This is a genomic window from Streptomyces sp. NPDC041068 (assembly GCF_040647455.1).
Classification (GTDB): domain Bacteria; phylum Actinomycetota; class Actinomycetes; order Streptomycetales; family Streptomycetaceae; genus Streptomyces.
Window position 1 is genome coordinate 481,384 of the sequence record NZ_JBEZCG010000003.1, and the last position, 7,039, is coordinate 488,422.

The 7,039-nt window shown below is 71.5% G+C and carries 8 protein-coding genes; all 8 read left to right on the forward strand.

The window, feature by feature from the left end:
* Positions 1-81 precede the first annotated feature (81 nt).
* The gene (gene aroC, locus AB0B50_RS09260) at positions 82-1,266 is read left to right on the forward strand and encodes a chorismate synthase (protein ID WP_362327958.1); all 1,185 of its coding nucleotides are present in this window, start codon (positions 82-84) and stop codon (positions 1,264-1,266) included.
* The gene (locus tag AB0B50_RS09265) at positions 1,263-1,778 is read left to right on the forward strand and encodes a shikimate kinase (RefSeq protein WP_362327960.1); all 516 of its coding nucleotides are present in this window, start codon (positions 1,263-1,265) and stop codon (positions 1,776-1,778) included. Before aroC ends, AB0B50_RS09265 begins: the two co-directional genes overlap by 4 nt.
* A complete protein-coding gene (gene aroB / locus AB0B50_RS09270; RefSeq protein ID WP_362327962.1) occupies positions 1,775-2,872 on the forward strand; it encodes a 3-dehydroquinate synthase in 1,098 nt (365 codons plus the stop codon). Before AB0B50_RS09265 ends, aroB begins: the two co-directional genes overlap by 4 nt.
* A 150-nt stretch (positions 2,873-3,022) precedes the next feature.
* On the forward strand, positions 3,023-3,928 hold the full coding sequence (locus AB0B50_RS09275; protein WP_362327964.1) for a Pro-rich N-terminal domain-containing protein: 906 nt from the start codon (positions 3,023-3,025) through the stop codon (positions 3,926-3,928).
* 106 nt (positions 3,929-4,034) lie between these two features.
* Entirely contained in the window at positions 4,035-4,496 is a 462-nt protein-coding gene (locus AB0B50_RS09280) for an excalibur calcium-binding domain-containing protein (protein WP_362327966.1), read from the forward strand.
* A gap of 86 nt (positions 4,497-4,582) precedes the next feature.
* Positions 4,583-5,689, forward strand: coding sequence for an aminopeptidase P family protein (locus tag AB0B50_RS09285; protein ID WP_362327968.1), 1,107 nt, complete (start codon positions 4,583-4,585; stop codon positions 5,687-5,689).
* Between the two features lie 61 nt (positions 5,690-5,750).
* A complete protein-coding gene (gene efp / locus AB0B50_RS09290; RefSeq protein ID WP_362327970.1) occupies positions 5,751-6,317 on the forward strand; it encodes an elongation factor P in 567 nt (188 codons plus the stop codon).
* 2 nt (positions 6,318-6,319) lie between these two features.
* Entirely contained in the window at positions 6,320-6,754 is a 435-nt protein-coding gene (gene nusB, locus AB0B50_RS09295; protein WP_362327972.1) for a transcription antitermination factor NusB, read from the forward strand.
* The last annotated feature ends 285 nt before the right edge of the window (positions 6,755-7,039 follow it).

Sequence of the window (7,039 nt, forward strand, 5' to 3'; positions counted from 1 at the left end):
ATCGGGGGAGGCGGGCCAGGGCCGCGCACCCGGCCGCGCCGTCGAAGACAGCAGTTCGAGGCGCGAGCATGAGGAGCACCGTTGAGCAGGTTGCGTTGGCTGACCGCGGGGGAGTCGCACGGACCCGCACTTGTGGCGACGTTGGAGGGGCTTCCCGCCGGCGTGCCGATCACGACGGAGATGGTGGCGGATCACCTGGCCAGGCGGCGGCTTGGGTATGGGCGCGGCGCGCGGATGAAGTTCGAGCGTGACGAGGTCACGTTCCTGGGCGGTGTGCGACACGGTCTGACCATGGGGTCGCCGGTGGCGGTCATGGTGGGCAACACCGAGTGGCCCAAGTGGGAGCAGGTCATGGCGGCCGACCCGGTCGACCCGGAGATCCTGGCCGATCTGGCACGCAATGCCCCGCTGACCCGGCCCCGGCCGGGGCACGCGGACCTGGCGGGCATGCAGAAGTACGGCTTCGAGGAGGCCCGTCCGGTCCTGGAGCGTGCTTCCGCGCGGGAGACCGCGGCCCGGGTGGCGTTGGGTGCGGTGGCCCGTTCGTACCTCAAGGAGACGGCCGGGATCGAGATCGTCAGCCATGTGACGGAGCTGGCGGCCGCGAAGGCGCCCTACGGTGTCTACCCGACGCCCGCCGATGTCGAGAAGCTGGACGCGGATCCGGTGCGCTGCCTGGACGCGGACGCGTCGAAGGCGATGGTCGCGGAGATCGACCAGGCCCACAAGGACGGCGACACCCTGGGTGGTGTGGTCGAGGTGCTCGCGTACGGGGTGCCGGTGGGGCTGGGCTCGCACGTGCACTGGGACCGGCGACTGGACGCGCGCCTGGCCGCCGCGCTCATGGGCATCCAGGCGATCAAGGGTGTCGAGGTCGGGGACGGCTTCGAGCTGGCCCGGGTGCCGGGGTCCCAGGCGCACGACGAGATCGTCAGCACCGAGGAGGGCGTCAAGCGCTCCACCGGTCGCTCCGGTGGCACCGAGGGCGGTCTGACCACCGGTGAGCTGCTGCGCGTGCGTGCCGCGATGAAGCCGATCGCGACCGTGCCGCGGGCGCTGGCCACCATCGACGTGGCCACCGGCGAGGCCGCCAAGGCGCACCACCAGCGCTCGGACGTGTGCGCGGTGCCGGCCGCCGGGATCGTCGCCGAGGCGATGGTCGCGCTCGTCCTCGCGGATGCGGTGGCGGAGAAGTTCGGCGGCGACAGCGTGCCCGAGACCCGCCGCAACGTGCGGTCCTACCTCGACAACCTGCAGATCCGGTGACCGGCCCGCAGATCGTTCTGGTCGGCCCGATGGGGGTCGGCAAGACGACGGTCGGTGAGCTGCTCGCCGCACGGCTTCGTGCCGGGTTCCGGGACACCGATGCCGACATCGTGGCCGCCCAGGGCCGGGAGATCGCGGACATCTTCGTCGACGAGGGTGAGCCGTACTTCCGTGACCTGGAGCGCCGGGCCGTGCGGACCGCGGTCGCCGAGCACGACGGTGTCCTCGCGCTGGGCGGCGGCGCGATCCTGGACGAGTCGACCCGAGCGCTGCTGTCCGCGCACCCCGTCGTCTATCTCTCGATGGACGTGGAGGAGGCCGTCAAGCGCACCGGCCTCAATCAGGCGCGTCCACTGCTCGCGGTCAATCCGCGCAAGCAGTGGCGCGAGCTGATGGACGCCCGTCGTCATCTGTACGCGGAAGTCGCCCGCGCGGTCGTCGCCACCGACGGCCGCACCCCCGAAGAGGTCGCCCAAGCGGTCCTCGACGCACTGGAGTTGAAGGAAGCATGACGACGGAGCAGACCCCCACCCGTATCCACGTCGGCGGCACCGCCGGCACGGATCCGTACGAGGTCCTGGTCGGTCGGCAGCTCCTCGGCGAGCTGCCCGGCCTCATCGGCGACCAGGCGATGCGGGTCGCCGTGATCCACCCCGAGGCGCTGGCCGAGACCGGCGACGCGCTCCGCCAGGACCTGGCCGATCAGGGCTACGAGGCAGTCGCCATCCAGGTGCCGAACGCCGAGGAGGCCAAGACGGCCGAGGTCGCCGCGTACTGCTGGAAGGCGCTCGGCCAGTCCGGCTTCACCCGCAGCGACGTGATCGTCGGCGTCGGCGGCGGTGCCACCACCGACCTCGCCGGGTTCGTGGCGGCGACCTGGCTGCGCGGCGTGCGGTGGGTGGCGATCCCGACCACCGTGCTCGGCATGGTGGACGCGGCCGTCGGCGGCAAGACCGGCATCAACACCGCCGAGGGCAAGAACCTGGTGGGCTCCTTCCACCCGCCCACCGGCGTGCTGTGCGACCTGGCGGCGCTGGACTCGCTGCCGGTGAACGACTACGTGTCCGGGCTCGCGGAGATCATCAAGGCCGGGTTCATCGCCGACCCCAGGATCCTGGAGCTCATCGAGGAGGACCCGCAGGCCGCCCGCACCCCGGCCGGGCCGCACACCGCCGAGCTGATCGAGCGGTCCATCAGGGTCAAGGCCGAGGTCGTCTCCGGCGACCTCAAGGAGTCGGGCCTGCGGGAGATCCTCAACTACGGCCACACCCTGGCGCACGCCATCGAGAAGAACGAGCGCTACAAGTGGCGGCACGGCGCCGCGGTCTCCGTCGGCATGCACTTCGCGGCCGAACTCGGCCGTCTGGCGGGCCGGTTGGACGACGCCACCGCCGACCGGCACCGCACCGTCCTCGAATCGGTCGGGCTGCCGCTCACCTACCGCTACGACCAGTGGCCCAAGCTCCTGGAGACCATGAAGGTCGACAAGAAGTCCCGCGGTGACCTGCTGCGCTTCATCGTCCTGGACGGCCTCGGCAAGCCGACCGTCCTGGAAGGACCCGACCCGGCGGTACTGCTCGCCGCGTACGGCGAAGTCGGCCAGTAGCGCGCCCCCGTGGCCCGGTAATCCGGCCACGGGCACCTCTCGGCCTCCCCGGCCGTTCACACAACGGCGGCCGGGGACGGTACCGTTCGGTAACGGGCGGCCCGGCCGCCGCCCGACCAGCGTCAGTCGCACGAGACGGAGTGGCACCGGATGCAGCACGCAGTGGGATCTCCGCTGCCGCCGCCCCATCAGCCGGGGCACGGACCGGCCACCGGCTGGTCGCCGGCCGCACACCACCCGAGCGCCCCGCGTCCGGGTGCCGTACCGCAGGGCGCCCCGCCGCCCCCCGCTCCGGGCTTCGCGGGCGGCGCCGCCCCACAGGTCCAGGGGCAGGGCCCGGTCGCTCCGCAGGCCCCGGGCCAGGGTCCCGCCACCCTGCAGCTCGGGCACGGCCCGGTGCCTCCCACCCCGGACACCACGGGGCACGTCCAGCTGCCGCCGGGCGGCCCCGTCGCGATGCCGAGCCCGCCGCAGGGCACGGCGCAGGCCGACACCGGGGCCACGACGCTCGCCGTGCTGCTCATCGGCCCCGCGGGCGCGGGCAAGACGAGCGTCGCGAAGTTCTGGGCCGAGCACCGCCGCGTGCCGACGGCCCACATCAGCCTCGACGACGTACGCGAATGGGTGCGCTCGGGATTCGCCGACCCCCAGTCGGGCTGGAACGACCACTCCGAGGCCCAGTACCGCCTGGCCCGCCGCACCTGCGGCTTCGCCGCGCGGAACTTCCTGGCGAACGGCATCTCCTGCATCCTCGACGACGCGGTCTTCCCCGACCGCCCGGTCGTCGGCCTCGGCGGCTGGAAGCGCCACGTGGGCCCGGGGCTCCTGCCCGTCGTCCTCCTCCCGGGCCTGGAGATCGTCCTGGAGCGCAACGCGAAGCGCAGCGGCAACCGCCGCCTCACGGACGAGGAAGTGGCCCGCATCCACGGCCGCATGGCCGGTTGGTACGGCTCGGGCCTCCCCATCATCGACAACTCCCAATTGGACGTCCCCGCCACGGCCCGAGTCCTGGACGACGTCCTGGCCCGAGCCATCGCGAGCCCGCCGAAGTGGTAGCGGCGGCCATCGGTCACCGTCGCGACACCGCGCCTCCCCGCCGCCTTCACGCCGTCTGATCCCGGCACTACGGTCATGCCACGGGAATGAGCCCAAGGGACATGACATGAGCAATCCGTACGGCACACCACCAGACGCCTCCCGCCCCGCCCCGAAGTGGGCCCGGAAGCGATACGTGCTCCCCGCCCTCGGCGCCGCCCTGTTCTTGGGCGTCGGCATAGGCGCTGCTGGGGGCGGCACGACCGGTGAGGAGAAGTCCGGCGCCACCTCCACCGCCACCACGACGGCGACCGCGACCAAGACGGCGACCGCGACTGCAACAGCGACGGCGACCGAGACGAAGACTGCGGACGCCAAGCCCGCTCCGACCGTCACGGTGAGGTCGACGAAGACCGTCAAGTCGACCCGCACGGTCACGCGGCCCCCTGCGGACGGTGGAGGCGGGTCCGTGTACTACGAGAACTGTGCCGAGGCCCGTGCGGCCGGTGCCGCCCCCGTGCACCGCGGTGAACCCGGCTACGGCAGGCACCTCGACCGTGACGGGGACGGGATCGGCTGTGACACCTGACCGTTCGTACTAGTACTGACGTGCCCCGACGCCCGGTCGGACGCGCTGGCCGGGCCGGGTGGGGGTGGGGCTCGTAGGCTCGCCCCATGTCAGAGGTGTACGCGGTGCGCAGGGAGCGGGTGAGGGAGCGGTGTGCCGGGGGCGGGGGAGCGGCCGTGTTGGTCTCCCGGCCCGCCAACGTCCGCTATCTCGCGGGCGCGGCGCCGCACGGCGCCGTCCTCCTGCTGGGCAAGGACGAGGACGTGCTGCTGTGCGGGCGTCCGCCCGGGGATCAGCAGGACGAGGGGCGGCCCGACGAGGCGCTGCGGATCCAGGTGCTGCCCGCGCCCGGCGCGGACCCCGCGGTGGCGGGCGCCGGGCTCGCGGCCACGCAGGGGGCCGACGTGCTGGCCGTCGAGGAGCATCACCTGACCGTGGCCCGGCACCGGGCCCTCGGGTCGGTCGCGCCCCGGATGCGGCTGACGGATCTCGGCTCGGCCGTCGAGCAGCTGCGGCTGGTCAAGGACGAGGAGGAGATCTCCTCGCTGCGGATCGCCGCCGAGATCGCCGACCAGGCTTTGGGCGAGCTGCTCGAGTCCATTCTCGTGGGGCGTACGGAGCGGCACCTGGCCCTGGAGCTGGAGCGGCGGCTCGTCGACCACGGTGCGGACGGGCCCGCCTTCCCGACCTCGGTCGGCACCGGGCCCAATTCGGGGAAGGGCGCCCACCGCCCCTCGGACCGGCGGGTGGAGGAGGGGGACTTCCTCTCCGTGTGCCTGGGGGCGAACTACCGCGGATACCGCTGCGAGATCGGGCGTACGTTCGTCATCGGCACCTCGCCCGCCGACTGGCAGATCGAGCTCTACGACCTCGTCTTCGCCGCCCAGCGGGCCGGCCGCGAGGCCCTTTCCCCCGGTGCCGCCTGCCGCGACGTGGACCACGCGGCACGCCACGTACTGGACTCGGCGGGCTATGCGGACGGGCTCGCTCCGTTGACCGGACACGGTGTGGGGCTCGAAATCGACGAGGACCCGCAGTTGGCGCCCGCGGCCATGGGTAAACTGGACGCTTGCGTGCCGGTCACCGTCGAACCGGGGGTTCACCTCCCCGGCCGGGGCGGCGTCCGGATCGATGACACGCTCGTCGTCCGCCCCGAGGCGGATGGCGGACCCGAGCTACTCACCATTACGACCAAGGAGCTGCTCGCGCTCTAGCGGTACCACCCGCAGCGCGTGCCCCGGCGTCGTCCACGTCAGTCCAGGAGATTCCGCAACCGTGGCTTCCACGAACGACCTCAAGAACGGCATGGTGCTCAAGCTCGAAGGCGGCCAGCTCTGGTCCGTCGTCGAGTTCCAGCACGTCAAGCCCGGCAAGGGCCCGGCCTTCGTGCGCACCAAGCTCAAGAACGTGCTCTCCGGCAAGGTCGTCGACAAGACGTTCAACGCCGGCGTCAAGGTCGAGACGGCCACTGTCGACAAGCGCGACATGCAGTTCTCCTACATGGACGGCGATTACTTCGTCTTCATGGACATGGAGACCTACGACCAGCTGCACATCGACAAGAAGGCCGTCGGCGACGCCGCCAACTTCCTGATCGAGGGCTTCGAGGCCACCGTCGCGCAGCACGAGGGCGAGGTCCTCTTCGTCGAGCTGCCGGCCGCCGTCGAGCTCACCATCAAGGAGACCGAGCCGGGCGTCCAGGGCGACCGCTCCACGGGCGGCACCAAGCCCGCCATCCTGGAGACCGGCCACCAGATCAACGTGCCGCTGTTCATCACCACCGGCGAGAAGATCAAGGTCGACACCCGTGACAGCAGCTACCTCGGCCGGGTGAACAGCTAACCGTGGCTGCTCGTAACACGGCCCGCAAGCGCGCCTTCCAGATCCTCTTCGAGGCAGACCAGCGCGGCACCGACGTCCTGACGGTCCTCGCGGACTGGGTGCGCCACTCGCGGTCCGACACCCGGCAGCCGCCGGTGAGCGAGTACACGATGGAGCTCGTCGAGGGGTACGCGCAGCACGAGCGCCGCATCGACGAACTCATCTCGCAGTACGCCGTCGGGTGGACCCTGGACCGCATGCCGGTCGTCGACCGGAACATCCTGCGGCTCGGCGCCTACGAGCTCGTCTGGGAGGACGGCACGCCCGACGCCGTGGTCCTCGACGAGGCGGTCCAGCTCGCCAAGGAGTTCTCCACGGACGAGTCGCCGTCCTTCGTCAACGGCCTTCTCGGGCGCTTCAAGGACCTGAAGCCGTCCCTGCGCCGGGACGAGGCGTAAGGCAGTCCTCGTACGTCATCGGAGGGCCCGCAGCAATGTGCTGCGGGCCCTCCGATTTTCTGTGGGGCCTTCTTCGCCCACGGGAGAACGCGGCAGAACGCGAGAGCGTGGGAGAAAGCATCGCGGGGGGAAATACTCCGGGAAATGCGAGAAAACCGCCGGGGTGGGGGGGCCGGGGGGGGGGGGGCCCCCCCCCCCCCCCCGCCGGGGGGGGGGGTGGGGTGGGGGGGGGGGGGGTGGGGTATGCCACAAGAATAAAAAAAGAAAAAAAAAAAAAAAAAATAA